This window comes from Pantoea sp. USHLN256 (assembly GCF_037149875.1).
Lineage (GTDB): Bacteria > Pseudomonadota > Gammaproteobacteria > Enterobacterales > Enterobacteriaceae > Pantoea > Pantoea nemavictus.
The window spans coordinates 416,621-438,575 of sequence record NZ_JBBCQO010000003.1; the positions used below are offsets into that span (position 1 = coordinate 416,621).

A 21,955-nucleotide genomic window follows, 5' to 3' on the forward strand; every position below is an offset into this window, starting at 1 on the left:
GAAGCAAGGGCTTTAACATGAAAGCGACTACTAAAAAGAATGCGCTAACCTGGTTAAAAGAGGGCGGCATTTACGTTGTCCTGTTTGTACTGCTGGCAATTATTATTTTCCAGGATCCGACGTTTTTAAGTTTAATGAACCTGAGTAACATTCTGACCCAATCCTCGGTGCGTATTATTATCGCGCTGGGTGTGGCCGGATTAATTGTCACCCAGGGTACTGACCTGTCGGCCGGTCGTCAGGTGGGCTTGGCCGCGGTGGTTGCGGCGACGCTGCTGCAGGCGATGGATAACGCTAACAAGGTGTTTCCGCATCTGGATACCGTACCCATTCCCGTAGTTATCCTGACCGTGTGCATCATCGGTGGTGTGATTGGTCTGGTGAACGGCGTGATTATTGCTTACCTCAAGGTAACGCCATTTATCACCACCTTGGGCACCATGATCATCGTTTACGGTATCAACTCACTCTATTACGACTTTGTGGGCGCATCGCCGATTGCTGGTTTCGATCCTGGCTTCTCCAAATTTGCCCAAGGCTTCCTGCGTTTCGGTGATTTCAAACTGTCGTTCATCACCTTCTACGCCGTGATTGCCATCGTATTTGTCTGGGTGCTGTGGAATAAAACCCGCTTCGGCAGAAACATCTTCGCTATCGGTGGTAACCCGGAAGCCGCGAAAGTGTCTGGTGTGAACGTACCGTTCAACCTGATTCTGGTGTATGCCTTGTCTGGCGTGTTCTATGCGTTCGGCGGCATGCTGGAAGCGGGCCGTATCGGCAGCGCCACCAACAACCTCGGCTTTATGTATGAGCTGGATGCAATTGCAGCCTGTGTGGTCGGCGGCGTGTCGTTTGCCGGTGGCGTGGGTTCTGTGGCGGGCGTGGTGACCGGTGTCATCATCTTCACCGTAATCAACTATGGCCTGACCTATATCGGCGTAAACCCTTATTGGCAGTACATCATCAAGGGCGGCATCATCATCTTCGCCGTGGCACTGGATTCATTGAAATACGCGCGTAAGAAGTAACAAACATCATCAAAAAAGGGTCGCCTTCATGCGACCCTTTTTTATTTCTGCAGTTTCTCTTCCAGTTCTAATAACTGCTCGGGCGTCACCGCCGGATAACTCTGCGCATCTTCCGGTATTTCATGCACTGCCGGAATCGGCACTAATGGGCCGAGGAAGCGTGGCTCGCGCTTCATCAAATACAAATCCGCCAGCGCACCTAAACGCGCACCCACTTCACGGAAGCGTACCGACAGCATGTTTTTCGGCGATGGCACCGCATAACACTGCGCCTGAATGCCCAGATGCTGCGCGATATACAACGCGCGCTCACAGTGGAAGCGCTGGGTAATGATGATGAAATCGTTGGTATCGAACACCTTGCGCGTGCGCACAATCGAATCGAGCGTACGGAAGCCGGCGTAATCCAGCACGATGTCCGACGGCGCGACGCCCGCTTTAATCAAATCGCGGCGCATGGTCATCGGTTCGTTATAACTTTGCTGTGCATTGTCGCCGCTCAGCAGCAGATAATTCACCTTGCCACTGTTGTAGGCGTTCAACGCGCCCTGAATGCGATAGAGGTAATACTGGTTGATGACGCCGGTGCGATAGTACTTCGCCGTGCCCAAGACCACGCCGACCTGACGGTGCGGCAGCGAGGTGACATCTTCGTAAATAAAGGGCGCCGTTTTCCAGCTGATCCAGCGATCCAGGCCGAGCGCGGTCGCCACCATCAGTAAGATGATGAAAAACAGACCAAAGAAAACGCGTTTAATCATGCGCGCGGGCACTCGGTTGGCAGAATTCAGAATGGATAAAGGCTACTTGAGGCGGGCGGGGGAAGCAAGTAAACGCCAGTTGGCCGGCGTTTTTTTAAACATGCTCGGACCTACAAGGTCCGAGCATGTTTCGTCTTAAATCGAGGTACGACGATAGTGACGATATTGCGGCAGCCAGAAGTTGTTGCTGACAGCTTTCGATAAGACATCTTCAGAGGTGACAACCGCCACGCCAGCCAGCTGTGCAGCTTTGCCCACTTCAATGGCAATCAGCTTGGAAACGCCCTGAATATCTTTGATTTCCGGCAGAACCGGGCCTTCGCCGTCGTTGGCCAGCGGTGAGCAGTCGGCCAGCGCGCGGCTCGCGGTCATCAGCATTGAATCGGTTACGCGGCTGGCGCCTGAAGCGATCACACCTAAACCGATGCCCGGGAAGATATAGGAGTTATTGCACTGAGCAATTGGATAGGTTTTGCCTTTCCAGCTCACCGGTGAGAACGGGCTGCCGGTGGCAACCAGCGCGGCACCGTCAGTCCAGGCGATGATGTCGGCTGGTGTCGCTTCCACGCGTGAGGTCGGGTTGGACAGCGGCATCACGATCGGACGTTTGGTGTGCTTATGCATCTCACGGATAATCTCTTCGGTGAACAGGCCAGGTTGACCTGACACGCCGATCAGAATATCGGGCTTGGCATTGCGTACCACATCCAACAGTGAGATCGAGTCGCTGCTGGTATCCCAATCTTTGAGGTTTTCGCTCTTCTGCACCAGTTTGCTTTGGAAATTGAGCAGATTAGGCAGTTTGTCCGTCAGCAGACCAAAACGATCCACCATCATTACGCGGCCACGCGCTTCATCATCGCTTAAACCTTCAGACTTCATCTGCGCAATGATCTGCTCGGCGATACCACAACCGGCGGAACCGGCACCGAGGAACACCACTTTCTGCTCGCACAGGCGGCTGCCAGCAGCGCGGCTGGCGGCAATCAACGTACCGACGGTAACAGCAGCGGTGCCCTGAATGTCATCGTTAAAGCAGCAGATCTCATCGCGATAGCGCTCCAGCAGCGGCATGGCGTTTTTCTGTGCGAAGTCTTCGAATTGCAACAGCACGTTCGGCCAGCGGCGGTTTACTGCCTGAATGAACTCGTTCACAAACTCTTCGTACTCTTCACCGGTGATGCGCGGATGGCGCCAGCCCATGTAGAGCGGATCGTTCAGCAGCTGCTGGTTATTGGTGCCGACATCCAGCACCACCGGCAAGGTGTAAGCCGGGCTGATGCCGCCACAGGCGGTGTACAGAGACAGCTTACCGATTGGGATACCCATGCCGCCGATGCCTAAATCGCCGAGGCCGAGAATACGCTCGCCATCGGTAACCACGATCACTTTTACATTCTGCTTGGTGGCGTTCTGCAGCATGTCTTCAATGCGGTCGCGGTTGTTATACGAGATAAATACGCCGCGCGCGCGACGGTAGATCTCTGAGAAGTGTTCACAGGCGGCGCCGACCGTTGGGGTGTAGATAATTGGCATCATCTCTTCCAGATGATTGTCGAGCAGGCGGTAGAACAGGGTTTCGTTGGTATCCTGGATGTTGCGCAGGTAAACATGCTTGTCGTTATTGTTTTTGAAATCCAGGAACTGGCGCCAGGCACGTTCTGCCTGCTCTTCGATGGTTTCTACCGCTTCAGGGAGCAGGCCGTTGAGGTTAAATTCGTTACGTTCTTCGAGGGTGAAGGCGCTGCCTTTATTCAACAGCGGAAATTCCAGCAGGATCGGACCCGCATAAGGAATATACAGCGGGCGTTTACTTTCGTAGTCGAGTTCCATGCAGTGCTTGCTCCGGTTGCAGTGTTTTCTGACGTATCGCCGGGAAAAGGTAACGCCAGTCCATCTTGAAGTGAAGAGGTTCTGGCGCCCGATCCTATGAAAATTCCTGCAGATGTACAGCTTTTGTTAACAGAAGGTCACAAAAGCGGTAAAAGGATCACTAAACTGATGTTTTCGAAACTAAAGTAAGTGAGAAATCCTCACATCCTAACGCCGCCAGCGTCGCACGCGTGGCATCCAACTGGCTGAGCGTGCTGTCCTGACATTCCGCCAGTACTGCTTGCTGAATGGTATCGAGCGCTTCGTTACTCATGTTCATCAGAATCAGCGCAGCCTGCAGCGGCGGCAAGCTTGGGTTAAAAGCCGCGTTTTCTGCATAGCGGCCGGTAAAGGTCTTGCCGCTGTGGCTCAGCAGCGCTACGCCGCTGTAACTCAGGCTATAAGGGGCGTGACTGTGATTCGCGGCTTCAATCGCCGCCTGCTGCAGCGCCTCACCCTGCACAGCAAAACCGTGATTGACCGGCGTCAGCAGACGTTCAGTAATGTTCAAATCGGCGGGACCGAACGCATCCGGCAGATAGTCGCCCAGCGTGCTAACGGCGCGTCCCGGCAGGCTGATGCGAATCGCCGTGCCGCTGTTCAGCTCGTTCATAAACTGGCGGCAATGGCCGCACGGCGTGTAGTTGACGGTAATCGCTGCCAGTTTCTCTTCACCGCGCAGCCAGGCATGCGTAATGGCACTTTGCTCTGCGTGCACCGTTTGTTGCAGCGGCGCGTGCAGGAACTCCATGTTGGCGCCGAAGTACCAGTGGCCGCTGACGCCACGCGAAATCGCGCCGACATTAAAATGAGACACGGTTGCCACGGCGCAACTGGCGGCCAGCGGCAGCAGTTCCAGCGCCAAGGCATCATCATCCAGACCGGTCAGCTGTTTCAGTTGCGCGATATCCTGCGGACGCAATACGCCATGAAAATCAGGCGCATCCAGCAGCGGTTGAATCGCAGCTTGCAGCGCAGCGGGCAGGGCAGAAAAAGCAGTAGTGAATCGTGAATGCATGATGTGTTGGCCTCAGTTACGCATGAACGGCGATGCGCCGCCTGACGTTTTATATGTGATCCAAGTCGCTCTGACAATGCAAGCTGATTGGGTTGTTTCAACTTTGCGAGATCTCTCGCAAGTTTCAGCCCCACCAATGCATTAATAGCGGGAAAAGGAACGGTGCCAGTAACGACGTAATGATGCCGCAAATCACCAGAGCCAATGAGCTGAACGCGCCTTCCTGATAATCGATCTCCGCTGCGCGCGCGGTGCCTAACGCATGCGAAGCATTGCCAATCGCCAGGCCGCGTGAGGATTTGTTTTTAACCTGCAGCAGGTTAAGCAGCATATGGCCAAACACCGCGCCCAGCACGCCGGCGATCAATACGCAGATAGCACTAATGGCCGGAATACCGTGTAGCGATCCTGACACCGCCATGGCAATCGGCGTAGTCACTGATTTCGGCATGATGGTGGCGGCGATTTCCGGCGTGGCACCCATCCACAGCGCAATCGCGGTACCGGAGACCATCGCGGTAATACTGCCAATGAAGCAGACGCTGATAATGGTTTTCCAGCGGGCGCGAATTTGATGCATCTGCTCATACAGCGGTAGCGCCAACGCCACGACGGCCGGTTGCAGTAACTGGTTTAGCAGGCTGCTGCCAGCAAAATAGCGTGTATAGGGCATGTTAGTGATCAGCAGAAGCGGAATGACAATCGCCATCGCCACCAATAAGGGATTGACGATGGATATATTGATTTTCGCCGCCAGCTTGCGTGCCAGCAGATAGGCGATAACGGTAAGCGGCAGCGACCACCAGGCATCAGTCATGGTTTTTCTCCTGCGGGCGCTGCATCCGTTCTGCGCTTAGACCGACAATCAGCAACACCAGGAAGGTACTGACAATGCAGGACACCACGATCGGGCCAAACTGGGCGGTGAGAATATCGGTATAACCCATCACGCCCACGCTGATGGGGACAAAGAGCAGCGCCATATAGCGAATCAGCAAATGACAGCCGGGCTTCACCCAGTCAACCGGCAGGATTTGTAGCGCCAACAGCAGGAACAGCAGCAGCATGCCGATGATGCTGCCGGGAATGGTTATCGGGAGCAGGGCAGAAATCCCCATTCCGGCGTACAGCGCCGCATAAATGATGACGAAGGCGCGCAAATAGCGCCAGCAGGCAGAGAGAACGGCGGGCATGGCAGGCTCCTGTTTTCGTAGCGCTTTATCATACGCATTCACTGCTTAGCGTGCTAGCGATCACATTGGAATACATATTCCAGCTTTTTTATCGCGTTCTTTCCACCCAGAACACATGCCGTAGGCTAAGCAAAATATCGCGAAAAGAGAGCGTGCGGATGAAATCGGTTATACGGCAACGTGAACTGCGTAAAAAAATGCCAGAAGCTGAATACCGGCTATGGCATTTTTTACGAAATCGGAATGTGTGCGGAGTGAAGTTTCGGCGTCAGCATCCGATTGGGTGCTATATCGTAGATTTTGCCTGTATTGAGAGGCTGCTGATTGTTGAGCTGGACGGCGGGCAGCATAACGATGATCAGGCGCGAATGTATGATGAACAACGAACGGCATTTTTACAGCGTTGTGGCTGGCGGGTGATTCGTTTCTGGAATCATCAGATTTTCGAAGAGTTTGATGCGGTGATGGATGAGGTATATCGGCAGTTGATGTTGCGGCCTGCGCCCTCACCCTAGCCCTCTCCCGCGCGCGGGAGAGGGAATGGTTAGGTGGAGCATTGAATCAAATATTCGCTTAAAACGGTCCCCTCTCCCGCGCGCGGGAAAGGGAATGGTTAGGTGGAGCATTGAATCAAATATTCGCTTAAAACGGTTCCCTCTCCCGCAAGCGGGAGAGGGTTAGGGTGAGGGAAAAGAAGCGCCTTACTTCACCGGCATTCCAGGCACTGCGCCGCTATCGACCGACAGCACAAACAGATCTTTGCCGCCCGGGCCTGCAGACAGCACCATGCCTTCTGAAACACCGAAGCGCATCTTACGCGGCGCGAGGTTGGCGACGATGATAGTCATCTTGCCGACCAGCACGGAGGGATCCGGATAGGCCGCGCGAATGCCAGAGAAAATCTGACGCTTCTCGCCGCCCACATCCAGCTCCAGACGCAGCAGCTTGTCAGAACCTTCCACCAGCTCCGCTTTCTCAATCAGCGCCACGCGCATATCGACCTTGGCGAAATCATCAATGGTGATGGTGTCACCAATTGGCGCATCGGCCAGCGGCCCGGTTGCTGCAGGCTTATTTGCCGCCGCCGCGTCCTCTTTCGAGGCCTCAATCAGCGCTTCAACTTTGCTCATCTCGATACGGCCATATAGCGCTTTAAACGGTGCCACGTCATGATCAAGCAGCGGCTGAGCAATTGCATCCCAGCTTAGCTCGCTCTGCAGGAAGGCTTCAGTACGTTCGCTCAACGATGGCAGCACCGGCTTCAGCCAGGTCATCAATACGCGGAACAGGTTGATGCCCATTGAGCAAATTGCTTGCAGATCGGCATCACGGCCTTCTTGCTTCGCCACCACCCACGGTGCTTGCTCATCAACATAGCGGTTAGCCAGATCGGCCAGCGCCATGATTTCACGGATTGCGCGATTAAATTCGCGACTGGCCCAGGCTTCGCCAATCCGCTCAGAGGCATCAACAAAGGTCTGATACAGCGCCGGATCGGCCAGTTCGCCAGACAATTTGCCGCCAAAGCGTTTGGTCAGGAAGCCCGCGTTACGCGATGCCAGGTTAACCACTTTGTTCACCACATCCGCATTCACACGCTGCACGAAATCTTCCAGATTCAGGTCGATATCGTCGATGCGTGACGAGAGCTTAGCCGCGTAGTAATAGCGCAGGCTGTCGGCATCCAGATGCTGCAACCAGGTGCTGGCTTTAATAAAGGTGCCGCGCGACTTAGACATCTTCGCGCCGTTCACCGTTACATAACCGTGCACGAACAGGTTGGTTGGCTTGCGGAAGTTGCTGCCTTCCAGCATCGCTGGCCAGAACAGACTGTGGAAATAGACGATATCTTTACCGATAAAGTGATACAGCTCGGTAGTCGAATCTTTCTTCCAGAACTCGTCGAAATCGATATTGCCACGTTGGTCGCACAGGTTTTTAAATGAACCCATGTAACCAATTGGCGCATCCAGCCAGACATAAAAGTATTTGCCCGGCGCGCCAGGAATTTCAAAGCCGAAATAGGGCGCATCGCGGGAGATATCCCACTGTTGCAGACCCGATTCAAACCACTCCTGCATCTTGTTAGCAACCTGCTCTTGCAGCGCACCTGAGCGCGTCCACGCCTGCAGCATGGCGCTGAAGGACGGCAGATCGAAGAAGAAATGCTCGGAGTCACGCAGCACCGGCGTGGCGCCAGAAACCACCGATTTCGGGTCGATCAGCTCCGTTGGGCTGTAGGTCGCGCTGCACACTTCGCAGTTGTCGCCATACTGATCCGGTGATTTACATTTCGGGCAGGTACCTTTGACGAAACGGTCCGGCAGGAACATGCCTTTCTCAGGATCGTACAGCTGCGAAATGGTGCGGTTCTTAATGAAGCCATTCTCTTTCAGACGACCGTAAATCAGCTCGGACAGCTGACGGTTCTCATCGCTGTGCGTCGAGTGATAGTTGTCGTAGCCGATGTTGAAGCCGGCAAAATCGGTTTCGTGCTCTTGCTTCATCTCGGCAATCATCTGCTCTGGCGCCACGCCCAGCTGCTGAGCTTTCAGCATGATTGGCGTGCCGTGGGCGTCGTCAGCACAGATGAAGTGAACCTGGTTGCCACGCATTCGCTGGTAACGGACCCAAATGTCAGCCTGAATGTGTTCAAGCATGTGACCGAGATGGATAGAACCGTTTGCGTACGGCAGTGCGCACGTTACCAGAATTTTTTTAGCGACTTGAGTCATGATTGCGTAGCGTTCCGTGAGTAAAAAATCGGGGATTGATGTTAACCGAAGCACTCTCTGACGTAAACATGACAGGACATCCGCGTCACTTTTAGCGCCCATCTGATATTATTGAACAGACACCGCCGCAATCTGGCGTGATGAAAAAACAAGGAGTAGGGATGACTTCACAATCCCAGCAACATCATTCACCTGAAGCGCTGCGGGCCCTGGTCATCGGCGTGCTGAGTGACTTTGAACATCCGACGCTGCAACACAATCTGACCACGCTGAAAGCCTTGCGCCACGTGGCGCTGCTGGATGATAAGCTGCACATCGAGCTGATCATGCCGTTCGCCTGGGCTAGCGCCTTTGAAGAGTTGAAAGCGCAAACCAGCGCCGAACTGCTGCGTCTGACCGAAGCCAGCGCCATTGACTGGCGGCTACGCCACGATATTGCCACGCTGAAGCGGGTGAAAAATCATCCGGGTGCGACCGGTGTGAAAAACATCATCGTCGTCAGTTCAGGCAAAGGTGGCGTGGGTAAATCCAGCACCGCAGTCAATATGGCGCTGGCGCTGATCGCCGAAGGCGCGCGCGTAGGCATTCTTGATGCGGATATTTACGGACCGTCGATTCCCAACATGCTCGGCACCGAAAATCAGCGGCCCACTTCGCCGGACGGCACGCACATGGCACCGATCATGGCGCACGGCCTGGCAACCAACTCGATTGGTTATTTGGTGACTGACGACAACGCCATGGTGTGGCGCGGCCCGATGGCCAGCAAAGCGCTGATGCAGCTGCTCAACGAAACCATGTGGCCGGATCTGGATTATTTAATCCTCGACATGCCGCCAGGCACCGGCGATATCCAGCTCACCCTGGCGCAGAATGTGCCGGTGACCGGCGCATTGGTGGTGACGACGCCGCAGGACATTGCGTTGATTGATGCACGTAAAGGCATGGTGATGTTCGAGAAAGTCAGCGTGCCGGTATTGGGCGTGGTGGAGAACATGAGCATGCACATCTGTAGCCAATGCGGCCACCACGAGCCGATTTTCGGCACCGGCGGCGCGCAGAAGCTGGTGGAAGATTATAACACCCGCTTGTTGGCGCAGCTGCCGCTGCACATGACGCTGCGTGAAGATCTGGATGATGGCGAACCGACCGTGGTGCGCCGTCCAGACAGTGATTTTACCGCGCTGTATCGCCAACTGGCGGGCCGCGTCGCGGCACAGCTCTACTGGCAGGGTGAAATTATCCCGGGCGATATCGCTTTCCGCGCCGTTTAACGTCGTCCCTTTCCGCTGGCGCGTGTCGCCAGCGGAAAATGCATCAGCACATATTTTCCCTGCTCGCCCTCGCCAACCGCTTCACGTCGCCAACCATGTTTGAGGTAAAAATCCAGCGCCGCCTGATTTTGTTGCAAGCATTTCAACGCGCCGGTGGAGGTGAAACGTGCTTGAACCTTTTCCAGCAGCGCGCTGCCAACGCCTTGCCCTTGCGCAGCCGGATCGACATACAGGCTATGCAGAAAGTTGTCGTTATCCAGCACCGCCGCAAACCCCACGCGATGCCCGTCCAGCTCGGCTACCAGCACGGTTTCACCCATAATCACCGCATCGAAATCTTCTAACTGCCAATCATCGCCAGCCAGCCACGTCCAGTTATGGCGACGCGCGGCAAGATACAGCGTGCGCAGAAAAGGCCGATCGGCTTCGTCAAAAAAACGTATTTGCACCTGAGAGCTCCATTTAGTGAGGTAGGCAGATGCTGTAGCGGCGCAATTTATTGCGTGCAGTTGATGTTTGGTTCCGACTAAAAGATGCGCGATAAATCGCGCCGCTACAAATCCGTGCAACAACGCTACTTAAAGTAGCAGTTTCACGCCGAAAAGATAAAGCCTGTCAGAACAACGGCTTTTTTGTGTAGAATGCCCGCGCGAGCCGCATGAAATCTGGCGTCGGCGCTTTGATAGCTTTTGGTTATCTGATTGATAACGTCTGCATATTAGAAGTTGGCCCGAAAATTCTGTAACTTGCATCACATCTTTTAACGGAGGTCACCATGTCCATCATTAATACCAAGATCAAACCATTTAAAAACGCAGCGTTCAAAAACGGCGAATTCATCGAAGTCACCGAGAAAGACGTTGAAGGTAAATGGAGTGTTTTCTTCTTCTACCCGGCTGACTTCACCTTCGTATGCCCAACCGAACTGGGTGACGTTGCAGACCATCACGAAGAATTCCAGAAACTGGGTGTAGATATCTACTCTGTTTCTACCGACACGCACTTTACCCACAAAGCCTGGCACGGTTCTTCTGACACCATCGCAAAAATCAAATATGCGATGATCGGTGACCCAACTGGCGCGCTGACCCGCAACTTCGAAATCATGCGTGAAGACGAAGGCCTGGCAGACCGTGGTACCTTCATCGTTGATCCGGAAGGCATCATCCAGGCGATCGAAATCACTGCCGAAGGCATTGGCCGTGACGCATCTGACCTGATCCGTAAAGTGAAAGCAGCGCAGTACGTTGCTTCTCACCCAGGCGAAGTTTGCCCGGCTAAATGGAAAGAAGGCGAAGCAACGCTGGCTCCATCACTGGACCTGGTTGGCAAAATCTAAGTTAGCTGCCATTCGATCTTTCTCAATCGGGTGCTACGGCACCCGATTTTCATGACAGGAACTCACTATGCTCGACACCAATTTAAAAACCCAACTCAAGGCTTACCTTGAGAAACTAACGAAACCGGTTGAGTTGATTGCCACATTGGATGATGGCGCTAAATCGGCAGAGATCCGTACTCTGCTGGCCGATATCGCGAGCTTGTCAGATAAAGTCAGCTTCCGTGAAGAGAACGATCGTCCGGTACGTAAGCCCTCATTCCTGATCACCAACCCAGGCGCTAATAGCGGCCCGCGCTTTGCCGGTTCGCCAATGGGCCACGAATTCACTTCACTGGTTTTAGCCTTGCTGCAAACCGGTGGACACCCTTCGAAAGAAGCGCAGAGCCTGCTGGATCAGGTGGTGGCGCTGGAAGGCGACTTCCATTTCGAAACCTACTATTCACTGTCGTGCCACAACTGTCCTGACGTGGTGCAGGCGCTGAACCTGATGGCGGTACTCAATCCGCGCATCAGCCATACCGCGATTGACGGCGGTATGTTCCAGAACGAAATCACCGAACGCAACGTGATGGGCGTGCCAGCGGTATTCCTCAACGGCAAAGAGTTTGGTCAGGGCCGTCTGAGCCTGGCGGAGATCGTCGGTAAAGTGGATACCAACGCGGATAAACGCGCGGCGGAAGAGCTGAACAAACGTGAAGCCTATGAAGTGCTGATCGTTGGCAGCGGCCCGGCGGGCGCGGCAGCGGCAATCTACTCGGCGCGTAAAGGCATCCGCACTGGCCTGATGGGCGAACGCTTTGGTGGCCAGGTGCTGGACACCGTCGACATTGAAAACTACATCTCAGTACCGAAAACGGAAGGCGCTAAGCTGGCCGGTTCTCTGCGTGCACACGTTGATGATTATGACGTGGATGTGATTGATACCCAGAGCGCCATTAAGCTGATTCCTGCGGCGAAAGAGGGCGGTCTGCACGCGATTGAAACCGCCTCCGGCGCAGTGCTGAAATCACGCAGCATCATCATTGCCACCGGTGCACGCTGGCGCAACATGGGTGTACCGGGCGAAGAGCAGTATCGCACCAAGGGCGTCACCTACTGCCCGCACTGCGACGGTCCGCTGTTTAAAGGCAAACGCACTGCGGTGATCGGCGGTGGTAACTCAGGCGTTGAAGCCGCTATCGATCTGGCCGGTCTGGTTGAGCACGTCACCTTGCTGGAATTTGCCAGCGAAATGCGCGCCGACAAAGTGCTGCAGGACAAACTGCGCAGCCTGAAAAACGTTGATGTGATTCTGAACGCGCAGACCACCGAAGTGAAAGGCGACGGCAGCAAAGTCACCAGCCTGACCTATATCGACCGCAATAACCAAACCAGCCACGAAATCGCGCTGAGCGGCATCTTCGTGCAGATCGGTTTGCTGCCGAATACCACCTGGCTGGAAGGTGCGGTTGAGCGCACTAAAATGGGCGAAATCATCATTGATGCTAAGTGCGAAACCAGCCTGAAAGGCGTGTTCGCTGCCGGCGACTGCACCACGGTGCCGTACAAGCAGATCATCATCGCCAGCGGTGAAGGCGCAAAAGCCTCACTCAGCGCCTTCGATTATCTGATTCGTACCAAACCGGCTGAATAAGTTTTTGCGATAGCCACGCAACTGCCCTGCAACCTGTGTTGCGGGGCTTTTTTTTATTTTTATACGGCCTTAGCCTAACCAGCGCTTTGCTTCGGCATCGCTGATATCGCGGTAATAGACTTTATGCAGCCGTTCACCGCAGCTTTTGCATTGTGCTGCTACATGAGTGGAAAAATAGTGGCGACCCGCTGGCGAAATTGCGCCTTTACGGGATATCTGGATGTTGTGCCATCGATGTGCATGCGGAATAAAGCTGAAGAATTTTAATTTCATTATCGCTGCCGGAATGGAATGGGCGGAGTTTCTCTTCAAATCCGGAGAGCCATTAAGCCGTTTCTGAACGATGTATATTTTGATATGCATCAATCTGCACGGTGCTAGCACTGACTTAGCGCTAACTTAATCGATGAGTTAATTAGAGAGCGGGAAAGTTATTTTTTTCCCGCCACAATAATTGATGTAAAACAGCTATAGCGTCAGTGCCATAAACAGCAGTTCGTCATTGAATCGCTTAACTTCTTGTTTCATCGAGGCGACAACCTCGAAGCCTTTTTTGCGGTAGATCATGGATGCCGGGTTGGATTGCCAGACGCATAAGGTAATGCGTCGCAATTTTTGCTGTTTAGCCTGTTGCGTCATCCGCGATAACACTTGATTGAAATAGCCTTTTCCCTGCTGCTCTGGCAATAGCGCCACGCTACAAACAAAGTAATCCTCCGGGCGACTGTGCTGATTCACGAACGTATCGTAAGCCTCATCGAGCGGCAGCACCTCGTGGCGATAACCATACTCGACGTTGATGTGGTCGTAATCCCGCACCGACGCAGCATTGATAAAACCGATTATCTTTCCTTGCACATCGGTGATAACGGAAACCTGTTCAAGGAAAGGAAGGATATTTTGTCGCAGCTGCAGGCTAATGATGTCTGAAGAGTAAACGTTATCAACCGAACAGTACTCAAGATAACTGGTGCTAAAAATCAGCTTCGCCATCGTGCGCTGTTCACGCTCATCAGAAATAGCGCCAGGTTTAAAGCAAAGCGGTAATTTTTTACATTCACCGACGGGTTGCCAGAAATTACCGGCTTTAATTTCCCTATCACGACGGCAAATTAAATAGTCGCTAAATAGTGCGTTAACTCTATCCAGTGCCGCATCCTGTGAAAGTACGCCGTAATAGTGATAGTAAGGAATTTCGGCGCGCAACTGCGGTGCATAAGCAATTTGCAGAATATCCTGTTCAGCAAACAATGGCGCAAACTCATCAAGCTGCAGAGGATGGCTGAGCTGCCAATCGCGCAGCGTGAGTTGTGCCAGCGTATGCTGATAGTGCTGCTGTTCCTCCACGCTGAGTGGACGTCGCTCGCCACTCAGAATATCTTCCTGCAAACGCATGCCTTTGATACCACAAACGCGTTGTTGCGGCACATCAAAGCCAAGGACTGCGTAACAGCGGCTGAAATCCTGATGGCTAAGCTGCGTCACCTGCAGCTGCTCACACCATAACTGATAGAAAGGTTCGAAAATCGCGCGTTCAGTTGCGAGTGTTTTCTCCGGTATGGGTTGTGGCCAGCCGCGATAAACCGCACTGAGCTGCTGCTGCAGTTGCAACAGAGCCGCACTATTTTGATGGCTGATTATCATGCCGGTTTCGTCGGTAAACAAATTCATCCAGTTGACGTGTTGCTGCGTTTCTGCTGGAAAATCGGGCAGCTCTGGATGACACAAAAATAGCGTTGCAGGCTGCGCGGGAAGGGTATCGGCATCCAGATATACGCCACCGCACTGATTCAAAATCGCCAGCCGGAAGAAATCGGATAACGTGGCGTAATAGCGCTTGTCGTGTAATTGCTGCAAGACGTTGTTAAGTGCCATGTCAAAGTTCCGCATTAACGCACCCAGGCTATTTACCCTGATCAGAGCATCGGGCAGAAACAGGATGCCCAGCTGCAGCTCATCGCTATCTTGCTGCAGCACAAAGCGTGCTTCCGCCGCTAGCTGCTGCTCATCCCAAACCCACAGCGTTTGCTGAAACTGGCTATGGCTGGCTTCGATGGCGTTCTGCCATTGCGCGATGGTCAGATTCACATTCGCGGGTGTGGCTCCGCCAAGCCAAACGCGATGCAGCGTACACTCTTTGCCAGTCAGCCGACTGGTGGGCACTGCAAACATCGAAGAGAGATCGGCAACGCCAATCTCATGCGGCTGATGCTGCTGCCGCCACTGCTTAAAATGGTGTAGCGTTTCCAGCCAGTCCACAGTGGCAGGTGCGGTAAAGCACTGTTTTAACGCGCGCAGCTGGCGCTCATAGTGATATAAAAAATGTTCTCTGGTCATGGTCATGCGATTTCGCTCCCTGCATTCTGCGTGACGTAACCCTGAGGATTTTGCGTATGCCAGCGCCATGCATCCCGCAGCATGGCTTCAAGATCGCGCGTTGCCTGCCAGCCCAACTCTTTTCTTGCCTGGCCGGGATCGGATAAACAGATGGCGACATCGCCGGGACGGCGCGCGCGCATATCGAGTGGTACTTGTCGACCGCTGACCTGCTCAAACATATGTACGATTTCCAGTACCGAGTAGCCTTGTCCGGTACCGAGGTTGTAGTGACGATAGCCCGGCTGTAACCGATTCAACGCCTGAATATGCCCTTCAGCTAAATCCATCACGTGGATGTAATCACGCACGCCGGTACCGTCTGGCGTGGCATAGTCGTCACCAAATACCGGTAAATGGCTGCGCAGGCCATTGGCCACCTGAAACAGATAGGGCAGCAAGTTATTGGGAATACCTTCGGGATGTTCGCCAATCTGGCCAGAGGGATGCGCGCCCGCCGGATTAAAATAACGTAGGGCGGTAATGGCTAATTCGGGCTGCGCATCAGCGACTTCAGCCATAATTTTCTCAACCATATATTTGGAGGCACCATAAGGATTGGTGGTGTTACCGGTGTCGCAGCCTTCACATAAGGGAATTTTTACCGGAATGCCATATACGGTGGCAGAAGAGCTGAAAATGAGCTTTTTAACGCTATGCTGTTTCATCATCTCTAACAGCATTAATGTTCCGGCGATATTATTTTGGTAATACTTCACCGGCTTTTGCAGTGATTCATTAACCGATTTAAGTCCGGCCATATGGATTACAGCATCAATGGGTTGGCTACTGAAAACCAGGTTTAAATCAGAGCGGCGACGGATATCACCCTGAAGGAAGTTAAGCTTTTTTCCGCTTAATGCTTCCACGCGCTGCAAAGCGAGTGGCGAGCTATTACACAAATTATCCAGCACAATGACATGATGATTTTTCTGCAGCAGGCTAAGTGCAATGTGCGACCCGATATAGCCCGCGCCGCCGGTAATTAAGACATTCATTAATGTACACTCCATGTGTTTTGATGCGCGCAGCGATGCACGACGAATAATCAATTTCAGACATTTTCGACCTTTGTTATCAGTAGTAATGACATCACCAACAGCACGCAGGCCGTTGGCCAAATAGCCAGCGGCGATACTGCGGTGAGAGTTCCCTGTAAAACGCCAGCAATCAACACGCCGATGGACATCGAATTGGTATAGAGCGTAGCCGCCATACCTTGACGATTTTGCAGTAAGTCCTGAAACCAAAATAATCCAACGGTGGCGATAATGGCGATAAAAATGGCATTGAAAATTTGCAGTAATACCAGCGGGATAAATCCATTGCTGAAGAATATCCCTGCATAAAAGATAATGCCGCACAGCATGGCGGCCTGCATTTGCAACTTCTTATTCCAGCGCTTAAGCATTCTCGCACTGAGCAGCATGATCGGAATTTCCAGCGCCGCGGCGACGCCAAACATCAGGCCGGTCCAGTCGCTTGAAAGCGTGCTCTGTTGTGCCAGATGCAATGGAAAAGCAATCAGATACAGTGAGCTGCAGCTCCAGACCAGCAAGGTAGCGAGCATCAGAAAGGTGAGATTGTGGCCCAGCGGTTGTTGGTGCAACTGGGTCACAGGTGCTGGGTTGGCCGGCGGCTTGCCGGGCGGTAAGGTGAGGGCCAGCAAGGTTACGTTCATTAACAGTAATGACATGATCACATAAAGCCAGGCAAAACCGGCCAGCTGAATAATCCAGAATGCCAGCGGCGGACCAAATACCCAGGCCAATGAAAATTGCGCACGCAGGATGGCGCTAAATCCATTATCACTACGGGATTGACGTGCTAAGGCAAAGAGCTGTGGTACCGCTGCGCTACCACAAGCACTCAGTAAGGAACCGAGCGTAATTAATAATAAATAATTACGGCAGAAGATAAACAGTAATGAATTAAGCGCCAGCGAGAGTAAGCAAAATAGCAACAGTGGCCGACGCTGCGCCAGACGATCGGAATAGCGTGCAATCAGCAGACTAATAACAATACTGCTCAGCGCATTGACGCTGTAGAAGGCACCAATCTGCCAGGTTGCCACCTTGAGTTCTGTGGCGAGAAATAAACTAAGTGTGGGAATGAACAGGGCACCGCTTAAGCCAGCGCCCAGTGCAACCAAATAAAAAGCAATAGATGAGTTTTTCATCGACATCCTTGTCAGTCATTGCGCCTGCATTCCCGCAGGAGCATCGTTTTTACAGCTGTTCGGCCCGGCTGAAACGTTTACCATCGGGGCTTACACTGCGCACCCAAACTTTATCTGCTGCGGTGATCGCCGGTTTGGCATGAGATTGATAACGCTGCCAGCGGTTACCGTTATCCAGACTGTACTCCAGCGGCAGACCCGGCAGGGCAATGTTCATGGTCAGAACGCCATTTTCCACTCGTGCACCGGGCACCGGTAAACGATAGTGGATGCCAGCTTTGTCCATTTTGGCTAACTCACGCTGGCCTAACAGATTGGCGAAACGCTGCCAATCCTGATTACGCTGTTGTTGGTTAACAAAATGGGTTTCGCCACCTTTAAAAGTACGTCCCTGCTGGTAATCCAGCTCCCAGTCAGCACGATGCCAGCCGCGTTCGGCAACCGACAGCAGGCGTGGGAACACCATGTAATCCATTTGCTGATCGGTACGCGTTGTTTCGCTCCACAGATGTACTGAAATACCATATGCGCCCGACCAGGGTTTCGTTGAGGTGGCATCGAAGGTGTTACCATCGCGGTCGACAGAGGTTTCAGCATTTTGCGGCAGATTATCTGGCGCGAAGCCAAACATCTTGCGCTCATCGCTAAATCGCGTCCCCCAGTAGTAGCCGCGCTCCTGCGGATTTACTTCATACGGGAAATCCATGTAGACGTAATCCGGATTGGAGATCACCACTTCGTAATCTTTCATCGTCCAGTCATTAGCGGTGTCGAAACCACCCCAGTAAAGCGTGTCCCAGAAGTTCACCCGTACGCGTGAAGTTGCAAAGGCGTGGGCATTGGCAGCATCTTTTAATCCATCCTGCCAGGCCTGCATGACCGGAATGCCGTGTGCCTTAACCATCTTGCTGACTTCCAGTGCAAAATGGCTGGGTAAGTGTTCCAGATCTTCCACCTTGCCGGATTTCACCACCGCCTGGCAGACCTGAGATTTTGCCCAGGGCTTGTCCTCTTTGCTTTGGTCCAAAATGCCCGTTCCCGCTTTCGGGGATTTTATGTCGCTGTAACCCGCACCCAGGCGGATATTTTTCGCTTCATCACCGCCAAAATGCCAGGTGCTCAACGGCTGGCCGGCTTCGCGATGCATTGCCTGTACTTCACTAATCACTTTATCGACAAAGCGTTTTGAGGAGTCGAGGCAAGGGTTGAGGTAGCTGGTACGATCGTAAAGCTGCACCGAGCGGGTGTTAGAGGTATCGGTTGGATCCACTAAACGATATTCGCTGGCCTGTTGCGGTTTACCCGCTTTCATTAATTGTTGGTAGCGTGCTTCCATTGAAATCACGGCGGCGCGAGCATGCGCTGGCATATCGATCTCAGGAATGACTTCGATGTTGCGCGCCTGAGCGTATTTGACGATCTCAATATAATCCGCACGGCTAAAGTGTCCGCTGCCGTTGTTATCACTAAATGGCCCCGAGCCTAACTGCGGCAGCAGGCATTGCTGCTCGGTAAGATCGTGGCAGCGCTTGCTACCGACATCGGTCAGCTGCGGTAGCCCTGGAATTTCAATGCGCCAGGCTTCGTCATCGGTCAGGTGGAAGTGGAATTTGTTCATCTTCCAGGCGGCCATCTGATCGAGCATGCGCAACACCGCTTGTTTGCTGTGGAAATTACGGGCCACATCAAGGAAAGCGCCGCGATAGGCAAAGCGTGGTGCATCCTGCGCATCCAGCGTAGCGATGATCGGTTTACCTTCGGCAGGAACCAGTGACAGTAAAGACATTAAACCGTAATACACGCCCGCCTGGTCATAACCCACGATATCCGTGCCGCGCGCAGTGATGCGTAATTCATAGGCGCCGGAAACGGCATCTGCATCATGAAAATGGTTGGTTGCCACGCGCGTATGGACGGCATAGCCGCTCGAGTGCTGTTTGATATTCATTAAATCAAAGCGCTGTCTAACCGCATCGGCTTGGTTGCCCGACAAGGCCTCTAAGTGCAGTGCAACGCCACGGCTTAGATCAACATCGGCCGCATGCACTTTTACCGTACGCGGTGTTGGCGTGATTTGTCCGCGCAGTGCGCTCGCGGGAAGTTGCTGTACATCAGCATTCTTCGCGAAGCGGCTCTGCGGCAGCATGAGTACGTTTTTGTCGTCGGCGATGCGCTTCCACTGGTTGCCAAACGGTTTGACGAAATCGTTCAGATTCTCAGTGTCGGTGCTGGAGATAATTTTTGGTGTAGCATCAGCTGCGGTGACGTACCAACGCGGCATGACGTCAGTGATAAACAGCTGCCAATACTCATTGACGATTGGGATCTCAATTGACTCACCGGCCGCAATGCCCTTGAATTTCTCCGTTGGCTCCAGTCGGGTCAGATCGCCAACAATGTGCGTCATTTTGAATTGATCGTTATCAACCCGCAGCGTTTCGTGCACGTTGCTCATGTAGATCGCCCAGTTTTTACTGGTGAGAGCCGGGCCGTTATTAGTAAGGGTGATGGTCGCGGTATTACAGGATGCCCAATCGGCACCGAGCTTCGCGCAATTGATGCCGTGATCGGCCGCCTGATTATCAGTTACCTGATATTGCACGCCGAATTGGCTGATCTGGTCAACAATCTGTTGATTACTGTGCGGGGACGAGCTGCAGGCCGCAACGCTGGTCACGGCCAACGCCAGCAAACTCATTTTTAGTTTTTTCATATTGATATCCTTCTCCTCGAATGAATGTCTCTGGCTCCTGCCAGGTAGGGGTCAAAACAGGGTAAATGGCGCAATAACCATAAATTTGATGTCTTTCTCATCCTGGAAGATGTTGCCGTAACCACCGCTATAGCTGGGGAGATTGCTGTGATTGTCGTAGCGGGTGTAGTGCAGTTTGAATTGGGTGTCTTTGGCGCGCCCTTGCTGGATGGTGTAAACCAGATCGAGATTCCACGCTGACTCTTTCAGGCGCTGACTTTGATCGTAAACCGGATTGGTGGACGGTTTTGCATCCCAACCGTATGCGTAAGAAGTGCCGACCTGCCAGCCCGGCAATTGCCAGTGCCCCAGATCTACCATTACGCCAGCAAACAGCGCTTTCTCGCCGTTGGCGTTCCAGTCGGAGCGGGAATCCCACCATACATCGAGGCGACCATTGGAGCTGGCATAAGAAGGCGTCATACGTTGCAGGAAGAATCCCTGGTTGCCCTCGGCTTTTACCCAGGTGCCTTCGAGGCGGAAATCAAATGCGCCTAGCGTGTAGCCGAAAGTCAGCGCCTGCAGCCAGGCGAGGCCATCATAAACATCGTTTACAGCCCCCGCGCCGCTGTTGTCGCGGTCCTTCGCGCCATAAAACTGATAGCTGGTGCGCAGCGGCCCATTGGCGAGCGGCAGCTGATAAGACGCTTTGGCAAAATACTGATCCATGTAATCTGCCGCCTGACCGTAAGCGCCTTCCAGTACCAGATGGTTCTTAAAATCATATTTGGCACCGAAGGATTGCAGCCAGGGGATTTCCGTCACGCCATCGGCTTTGCGGAAGTTATACATGTCGCGATACCACGGCGCTTTGTACTCGTCGGTCCACATCCATGCGAGGGAAAGGGCGCCCGCATCGCTAAAATCAAAGGTGGTGCCGGCTTCAACACCGCGATAGGTTCCGGGCAGGAAGCTCCAGTGTGGTGCCAGTAAGGTCTGTCCGCTGGGTTGCAGATAACCTGCGCGTAGCCAGTTTTCCTGCCATTTCGCTTTGAGCGCGGCCTTATAAAGACTTAAGCCACTCTTATCTCCGCTCCAGTCCTCATCCCAGCGCGTGCGGGCGTTGCTAAAGCCAATTTCGTTCGGTGCAGCGGGCCCGCCATGACTCAGTTCCAGCGCACCAAAAGCCGCCAGATCGAGTCCAATCACATCACCCGCATAACCGGATGAGAAATCGAGATTGGCGTTGGCAGAAGCGTGATGCAGGTTGGCATCATATTGACCGTAATTACCTTTTTGCGCGTCCATCTCTTTACGATCGCGCTGGCGTTGCCAGTAGAAGATGTTTCCAGTGAGAGATGAATCGTCAATGAAACCGCTGGCTTGAGTGGGGGAAGTGGGAACAAAAACACCGGCAAACAGAGCCGTAATCACTGCCGCAGTGAGCGGCGCGCGTAAAATCCTGCGCATAGCAAATCCTCCTTGATGCTTCCATTAATAATAAATATTTCCGTACTGTTTCATCATGAAACGAGTTGCGAGGATGCTATTTTTCGCGACGCGAATTATCAATGTAATTTATTACAAAGTATGACGTGGCGCGCAAAAAGAGCCCGTTTTAAGGGCTTTAATCAATACGTTACACGAAGGTGCAGTTTGTCACTTTGCGAGCGGGATTCAGGAATGAAGGCGTTTGCTTGCTTTCACCTACTGACTTCCCTATGCTCGAATCGTTGTTTTGACTCGGGGTGCCCCTCTAATACAGGGCTGAGATACACCCGCTGACCTGATCTGGATAATGCCAGCGTAGGGAAGTCAGATGCCTGACCGCATTCGCCTTCTTGATCGCCGG

Annotated in this window: 18 protein-coding genes and 1 riboswitch; of the genes, 5 read left to right on the forward strand and 13 right to left on the reverse strand. The window is 53.2% G+C overall.

Annotated features, from left to right (window positions below; translation table 11 throughout):
• Positions 1-17: 17 nt before the first annotated feature.
• Complete coding sequence (gene mglC, locus WFL93_RS11190) at positions 18-1,028, forward strand: galactose/methyl galactoside ABC transporter permease MglC (RefSeq protein ID WP_007889502.1); 1,011 nt, start codon at positions 18-20, stop codon at positions 1,026-1,028.
• Positions 1,029-1,069: 41 nt separating this feature from the next.
• Here mglC and sanA read toward each other — a convergent pair whose 3' ends face one another.
• From sanA to WFL93_RS11215, 5 genes are all read right to left on the reverse strand, one after another.
• Complete coding sequence (sanA, locus tag WFL93_RS11195) at positions 1,070-1,789, reverse strand: outer membrane permeability protein SanA (RefSeq protein WP_007889503.1); 720 nt, start codon at positions 1,787-1,789, stop codon at positions 1,070-1,072.
• 135 nt (positions 1,790-1,924) lie between these two features.
• A complete protein-coding gene (locus WFL93_RS11200; RefSeq protein ID WP_007889504.1) occupies positions 1,925-3,622 on the reverse strand; it encodes an NAD-dependent malic enzyme in 1,698 nt (565 codons plus the stop codon).
• 160 nt (positions 3,623-3,782) lie between these two features.
• On the reverse strand, positions 3,783-4,679 hold the full coding sequence (gene cdd / locus WFL93_RS11205; RefSeq protein WP_336778120.1) for a cytidine deaminase: 897 nt from the start codon (positions 4,677-4,679) through the stop codon (positions 3,783-3,785).
• A gap of 124 nt (positions 4,680-4,803) precedes the next feature.
• On the reverse strand, positions 4,804-5,496 hold the full coding sequence (locus WFL93_RS11210) for a CidB/LrgB family autolysis modulator (RefSeq protein ID WP_336778121.1): 693 nt from the start codon (positions 5,494-5,496) through the stop codon (positions 4,804-4,806).
• On the reverse strand, positions 5,489-5,872 hold the full coding sequence (locus WFL93_RS11215) for a CidA/LrgA family protein (protein WP_007889510.1): 384 nt from the start codon (positions 5,870-5,872) through the stop codon (positions 5,489-5,491). Before WFL93_RS11215 ends, WFL93_RS11210 begins: the two co-directional genes overlap by 8 nt.
• 158 nt (positions 5,873-6,030) lie before the next feature.
• Between WFL93_RS11215 and WFL93_RS11220 the strand changes: the two genes are divergently transcribed.
• Positions 6,031-6,387, forward strand: coding sequence for an endonuclease domain-containing protein (locus tag WFL93_RS11220; protein ID WP_336778178.1), 357 nt, complete (start codon positions 6,031-6,033; stop codon positions 6,385-6,387).
• A gap of 186 nt (positions 6,388-6,573) precedes the next feature.
• Here WFL93_RS11220 and metG read toward each other — a convergent pair whose 3' ends face one another.
• A complete protein-coding gene (metG, locus tag WFL93_RS11225) occupies positions 6,574-8,607 on the reverse strand; it encodes a methionine--tRNA ligase (protein WP_007889511.1) in 2,034 nt (677 codons plus the stop codon).
• Between the two features lie 161 nt (positions 8,608-8,768).
• Here metG and apbC point away from each other — a divergent pair, with 161 nt between their 5' ends.
• Complete coding sequence (apbC, locus tag WFL93_RS11230; RefSeq protein WP_336778122.1) at positions 8,769-9,881, forward strand: iron-sulfur cluster carrier protein ApbC; 1,113 nt, start codon at positions 8,769-8,771, stop codon at positions 9,879-9,881.
• Here apbC and WFL93_RS11235 read toward each other — a convergent pair.
• A complete protein-coding gene (locus WFL93_RS11235; RefSeq protein ID WP_336778123.1) occupies positions 9,878-10,330 on the reverse strand; it encodes a GNAT family N-acetyltransferase in 453 nt (150 codons plus the stop codon). The genes apbC and WFL93_RS11235 overlap by 4 nt on opposite strands.
• Before the next feature lie 326 nt (positions 10,331-10,656).
• Between WFL93_RS11235 and ahpC the strand changes: the two genes are divergently transcribed.
• Complete coding sequence (gene ahpC / locus WFL93_RS11240; RefSeq protein WP_007889514.1) at positions 10,657-11,220, forward strand: alkyl hydroperoxide reductase subunit C; 564 nt, start codon at positions 10,657-10,659, stop codon at positions 11,218-11,220.
• A gap of 67 nt (positions 11,221-11,287) precedes the next feature.
• Positions 11,288-12,856 (forward strand): alkyl hydroperoxide reductase subunit F, encoded by a 1,569-nt coding sequence (gene ahpF, locus WFL93_RS11245; RefSeq protein ID WP_007889515.1) that lies wholly within the window; start codon positions 11,288-11,290, stop codon positions 12,854-12,856.
• 69 nt (positions 12,857-12,925) lie between these two features.
• Here the strand turns inward: ahpF and WFL93_RS11250 are convergent, their stop codons facing one another.
• The 6 genes from WFL93_RS11250 to chiP all read right to left on the reverse strand — a co-directional run bounded on the left by WFL93_RS11250 (position 12,926) and on the right by chiP (position 21,573).
• Entirely contained in the window at positions 12,926-13,129 is a 204-nt protein-coding gene (locus WFL93_RS11250) for a hypothetical protein (RefSeq protein WP_036620912.1), read from the reverse strand.
• Between the two features lie 195 nt (positions 13,130-13,324).
• Positions 13,325-15,199 carry a GNAT family N-acetyltransferase gene (locus WFL93_RS11255; protein WP_336778124.1) on the reverse strand — a complete coding sequence of 625 codons (1,875 nt, stop codon included), beginning with the start codon at positions 15,197-15,199 and terminating at the stop codon, positions 13,325-13,327.
• On the reverse strand, positions 15,196-16,230 hold the full coding sequence (galE, locus tag WFL93_RS11260; RefSeq protein WP_336778125.1) for a UDP-glucose 4-epimerase GalE: 1,035 nt from the start codon (positions 16,228-16,230) through the stop codon (positions 15,196-15,198). Before galE ends, WFL93_RS11255 begins: the two co-directional genes overlap by 4 nt.
• A 56-nt stretch (positions 16,231-16,286) precedes the next feature.
• Positions 16,287-17,411, reverse strand: a complete 1,125-nt coding sequence (locus tag WFL93_RS11265) for a sugar efflux transporter (RefSeq protein ID WP_336778126.1) — start codon at positions 17,409-17,411, stop codon at positions 16,287-16,289.
• A gap of 49 nt (positions 17,412-17,460) precedes the next feature.
• Positions 17,461-20,124, reverse strand: a complete 2,664-nt coding sequence (locus WFL93_RS11270; RefSeq protein ID WP_336778127.1) for a beta-N-acetylhexosaminidase — start codon at positions 20,122-20,124, stop codon at positions 17,461-17,463.
• Positions 20,125-20,175: 51 nt separating this feature from the next.
• Entirely contained in the window at positions 20,176-21,573 is a 1,398-nt protein-coding gene (gene chiP / locus WFL93_RS11275) for a chitoporin ChiP (RefSeq protein WP_336778128.1), read from the reverse strand.
• Positions 21,574-21,837: 264 nt separating this feature from the next.
• Positions 21,838-21,933, forward strand: a riboswitch (TPP riboswitch).
• Positions 21,934-21,955 lie beyond the last annotated feature (22 nt).

Coding starts and splice junctions, on each gene's coding strand:
- mglC (WP_007889502.1), top strand. CDS start 18: ATGAAAGCGACTACTAAAAAGAATGCGCTAACCTGGTTAAAAGAGGGC.
- sanA (WP_007889503.1), bottom strand. CDS start 1,789: ATGATTAAACGCGTTTTCTTTGGTCTGTTTTTCATCATCTTACTGATG.
- WFL93_RS11200 (WP_007889504.1), bottom strand. CDS start 3,622: ATGGAACTCGACTACGAAAGTAAACGCCCGCTGTATATTCCTTATGCG.
- cdd (WP_336778120.1), bottom strand. CDS start 4,679: ATGCATTCACGATTCACTACTGCTTTTTCTGCCCTGCCCGCTGCGCTG.
- WFL93_RS11210 (WP_336778121.1), bottom strand. CDS start 5,496: ATGACTGATGCCTGGTGGTCGCTGCCGCTTACCGTTATCGCCTATCTG.
- WFL93_RS11215 (WP_007889510.1), bottom strand. CDS start 5,872: ATGCCCGCCGTTCTCTCTGCCTGCTGGCGCTATTTGCGCGCCTTCGTC.
- WFL93_RS11220 (WP_336778178.1), top strand. CDS start 6,031: ATGAAATCGGTTATACGGCAACGTGAACTGCGTAAAAAAATGCCAGAA.
- metG (WP_007889511.1), bottom strand. CDS start 8,607: ATGACTCAAGTCGCTAAAAAAATTCTGGTAACGTGCGCACTGCCGTAC.
- apbC (WP_336778122.1), top strand. CDS start 8,769: ATGACTTCACAATCCCAGCAACATCATTCACCTGAAGCGCTGCGGGCC.
- ahpC (WP_007889514.1), top strand. CDS start 10,657: ATGTCCATCATTAATACCAAGATCAAACCATTTAAAAACGCAGCGTTC.
- ahpF (WP_007889515.1), top strand. CDS start 11,288: ATGCTCGACACCAATTTAAAAACCCAACTCAAGGCTTACCTTGAGAAA.
- WFL93_RS11250 (WP_036620912.1), bottom strand. CDS start 13,129: ATGAAATTAAAATTCTTCAGCTTTATTCCGCATGCACATCGATGGCAC.
- WFL93_RS11255 (WP_336778124.1), bottom strand. CDS start 15,199: ATGACCATGACCAGAGAACATTTTTTATATCACTATGAGCGCCAGCTG.
- galE (WP_336778125.1), bottom strand. CDS start 16,230: ATGAATGTCTTAATTACCGGCGGCGCGGGCTATATCGGGTCGCACATT.
- WFL93_RS11265 (WP_336778126.1), bottom strand. CDS start 17,411: ATGAAAAACTCATCTATTGCTTTTTATTTGGTTGCACTGGGCGCTGGC.
- WFL93_RS11270 (WP_336778127.1), bottom strand. CDS start 20,124: ATGAAAAAACTAAAAATGAGTTTGCTGGCGTTGGCCGTGACCAGCGTT.
- chiP (WP_336778128.1), bottom strand. CDS start 21,573: ATGCGCAGGATTTTACGCGCGCCGCTCACTGCGGCAGTGATTACGGCT.